Source organism: Sulfuricurvum sp., assembly GCF_023250475.1.
Lineage (GTDB): Bacteria > Campylobacterota > Campylobacteria > Campylobacterales > Sulfurimonadaceae > Sulfuricurvum.
Genome location: NZ_JAHFAQ010000169.1, coordinates 1 through 3,539, shown reverse-complemented (window position 1 = coordinate 3,539; position 3,539 = coordinate 1). Strand labels below are relative to the sequence as shown.

At 44.3% G+C, this 3,539-nt stretch carries 5 protein-coding genes; all 5 read right to left on the bottom strand.

Annotated elements, in window-relative coordinates:
- Positions 1 to 644, bottom strand: a 644-nt coding sequence (locus Q0C19_RS11540) for a response regulator (RefSeq protein WP_295056189.1), incomplete at its 3' end; no start/stop codon positions are given.
- Positions 645 to 686: 42 nt separating this feature from the next.
- Positions 687 to 1,730, bottom strand: coding sequence for a chemotaxis-specific protein-glutamate methyltransferase CheB (cheB, locus tag Q0C19_RS11535; RefSeq protein ID WP_295056186.1), 1,044 nt, complete (start codon positions 1,728 to 1,730; stop codon positions 687 to 689).
- Between the two features lie 9 nt (positions 1,731 to 1,739).
- A complete protein-coding gene (locus tag Q0C19_RS11530) occupies positions 1,740 to 2,363 on the bottom strand; it encodes a chemotaxis protein CheD (RefSeq protein ID WP_295056183.1) in 624 nt (207 codons plus the stop codon).
- Positions 2,360 to 3,196 (bottom strand): protein-glutamate O-methyltransferase CheR, encoded by an 837-nt coding sequence (locus tag Q0C19_RS11525; RefSeq protein ID WP_295056180.1) that lies wholly within the window; start codon positions 3,194 to 3,196, stop codon positions 2,360 to 2,362. The genes Q0C19_RS11530 and Q0C19_RS11525 overlap by 4 nt, the downstream gene beginning before the upstream one ends.
- On the bottom strand, positions 3,174 to 3,539 hold a 366-nt coding region (locus tag Q0C19_RS11520), incomplete at its 5' end, for a chemotaxis protein CheW (RefSeq protein WP_295056177.1). The genes Q0C19_RS11520 and Q0C19_RS11525, both read right to left, overlap by 23 nt.

Below are 3,539 nucleotides of genomic sequence, written 5' to 3'. Positions count from 1 at the left end.
GCCAATAAGGCAATATCATAAATTGCCCGAACGGTATCGGAGAGACGTGTAGAGGCTTGATGCGAATTGAGAATACTTTTCCCGACATTGCATCGCCGGCACGAATCGGTGAGGGTTCTCGTCTCTTGCGTTTCCAGGAGGTAGTATTCCCAAAATTCGGCTAAAACGTCATACTCTTTGATGAAGTAGGAGATCGTTCGTCCAAACGTTTCATCGCCGTAGAGATTGTGCCCTTCATGGATCGAAAGATGGAGTCGTCGCGATTTAATCAAGGCGATGTAGTTATCCAAACGTGAGTAAAAAAGATCGGGGGCAAGAGGCTTTTTGATGTAATCTTCTGCACCGCTTTGCAAAATTCGACTGCGAAGTTCTATATCTTTTGAGTCAGAGACAACGACGATCATTGCTTTTGAATTTTTGTCACGAATAAGTTCAGTCGCTTTTGCGCTGTCCATTTCAGAAATTTCGACATCAATAAATACCATATCGTAATTCTCATGATCGGACATCATGACCGCTTCGCTTCCGCTATCGGTTTCATGAATCTTGAATCTTTTTCGCATGTCATGCGCATACTCGTCCAACATAGTCCGAAGATGCGATCGACTCTCTTTATTCTTATCTACTATAAGTATCTTTTTCATTTACGACCTGTTTTAAAATTGTGTTTAGTTTGTACTGTGGTATTAAAAAGATTGGATACGCTGCGGAATATCTTCTAAATCAACTACGTGCCGAACCGCTTTGGCTTCGATGGCTTTAAGCGGCATTCCGAATACGACGCAGTTTTTTTCGCTTTGCGCTATTGTGAGTGCACCCGAATCGTGCATCTCTTTCATTCCGATGGAGCCATCATCGCCCATACCCGTGAGCATAATTCCCATAGCGTTTGAGGTTGCAGCGTTATTGACACTGCGAAAGAGGATATCTACACTAGGCTTATGACGACTGATTCGGGGGCCGTCGAGAAGCTTGATAAAATACTTTCCTTGACGGTTTTCAAGAAGCATATGGCGGTTGCCGGGGGCGATAAAAACCGACGATTCGGTAACAACATCTCCGTCTTTAGCCTCTTTCACGCTCAGTTCGGAAAGTCGATTCAGACGCTCCGCAAAACTCCCCGAAAATCCGAACGGAATGTGAAGGGTAATCAAAATCGGAGGAAGAGGGGGGCGCAAATGAGAAAAAATACCCATTAGGGTTTCCACTCCACCGGTAGATGCTCCGATAGCGATCACCTTGGGGCCTGGGATAAAAGCAGCTTTTTTAGGGAGGAGATGATCGGGATGAATCTTTTCCGTTTCAATCTCGATAGGCTGTTTTTTGGCTCTATTTTTTGTTTTGTATCGGTCTATAAGAAACGTCAAACGCATCAGGGCATCTTCGATCCGTGCAAAAAATGATTCGTCATTCTCTCCGATTGCTTTTTTCGGGATAAAACCTACCGCACCGTCATCAAAAACATCATGGTGGCGCGACGCATCAGTGGAGATAACAATGGCAGGCATAGGATGAAGCCGCATGAGATTTCGCAAAAATGTCACACCGTCCATTTTCGGCATGTTGATATCAATAGTAACCAGATCCGGTTCATGCTGTTTGATCAGATCGCGAGCTTCAAAAGCGTCCGATGCGGTGGCAATCACTTTGAAATCTTCGACACGTGAAATCATGTCGGAGAGGATACGCTGCATCAGAGGTGAGTCGTCAATAACAATTACGGTGTACATAATATCCTCCTAAAACAAGGTAACGGCATTATCGACAGGAACCGTTTCGGTTTTGTTGATAATTTTTGCCAATTCGCGGTCGGCATTGGCTAAGCGTTCATCCATTGAGCGGTTAACGATAGTTTTGGAAACGGTGTTAAAATGACTGTCCAGCATAACTACCCGTCCGTTATTACCCAAAACATTTTCCGCTGCAATGCGAATCCCCTCGGAACGGCAGAAACTTCGGGCAAATATGACGTTTCGCTCTCCGATATTGTCACTCAAATTATGCAAAACGTTTGCCCCTCCGGCGATTTTGGCGCTGAGATTTTCTTTACGGCATCCGAGTTTGTACATTTCATTCAGCATCGTTTCCATCGCATAAAGACCGAACCGGCACGAAGCTCCCTGTGCACAGGAGGAGGGGAGGAGAAAATGGTTCATCCCTTTGATCCCCAAAGCACTGTCATAGAGCATTACCGCGACACACGATCCCAGCAATGTTGTAATAGGAAGGTCATCATGATCATAGGTAATCGCAAACTCTCCGCCGATGATTCCGAGCGTCTCTTTATTTTGTATGTATTTGATCGCATCAGGCTGGGATAATTTTACGATCTTAGAATCCACCGTCCCTTTAATAATTTTCATAAGTACTCTTTTGTTTTAACAAAAATATTTTGACCGCAGCGTTCGACATACGGGGCAAGTTCCAACGGACTTTCTGAATGTCCGAGATAAAGGGTTCCCCCCAGTTTTAAGGTTCTAAAAAGTTTTTTGAGAATAGCGTTTTGGTCATCTTGATTAAAATAGATTAGAACATTTCGGCAAAATACAACATCAAACTCTTCCCCCTTGAACGGATAACTCGCCGACATCAGGTTCATCTGATCAAACCGAACTTTTCGCATCAAAGTCTCTTTGACTTTTATGAGAAAATCTCCCTCTTTGGAAGGGTGCGGTCTGCGTTTGAAATAATTGGCGGGTTTGATCCATTCGGGAAAATCATCCGCATTTTTATTCCACTCATAAATACCGTTTGAGGCATGTTTCAATACATCCAAATCGATATCGGTTGCGATAAGGGAATAGTTGGATAAAGGTGTCCGATATTCGCTGTTGGCCTGTTCTAGGGTCATAAGAATCGAGTAGGGTTCTTCCCCCGTCGAAGCGGCGGAACAATATATTTTTAGTCCGCTTGCAGATTCGATTGCCTGTTTGACGACTCTCTCTTTAAGATCGTCAAAATGAAACGATTCGCGAAAAAAATTGGTTTTATTGGTGGTGAATGTACTGACAAACGTTTCGATATGGTTTCCGTTTTCCACCCATCCCATAATTTCGTCAATATCTTCAGAGTTGAGAGCACGTTTAAGCTTATCGAGACGATTGGAGATCATCACATCTTTATTATCACCTAACGTAATCCCGCTGTGACGATAAGCGAGATCACGTGCCCGATCAAGCTGACGCGCTGAGTACATGAGCTGCCTCAGGAGCTTGACGCGAGAGACGCTGCATCTCCTCTTTGTCTAAAATACGATCGATATCGAGGATTACGATCATCTTGTCCTCTTTTTTAAACAGCCCTTTGAGATATTCAGGAGCGATAGAGGTTCCCATATCGGGTGCAGGATAGAGGCGGTCAAGTTCCGCATTTTCCATATCGGATACTTCATCGACGACCAGACCGATCATCCGTGCATCCTGGGTTTTAACGGCGATAATGATAGTGCGATTCGTATAGACGGGGTCGTTATTGATGTTAAACCGTACTCTCAAATCGATCACGGGTGCCACTTCACCGCGTAGATTGATCACCCCTTT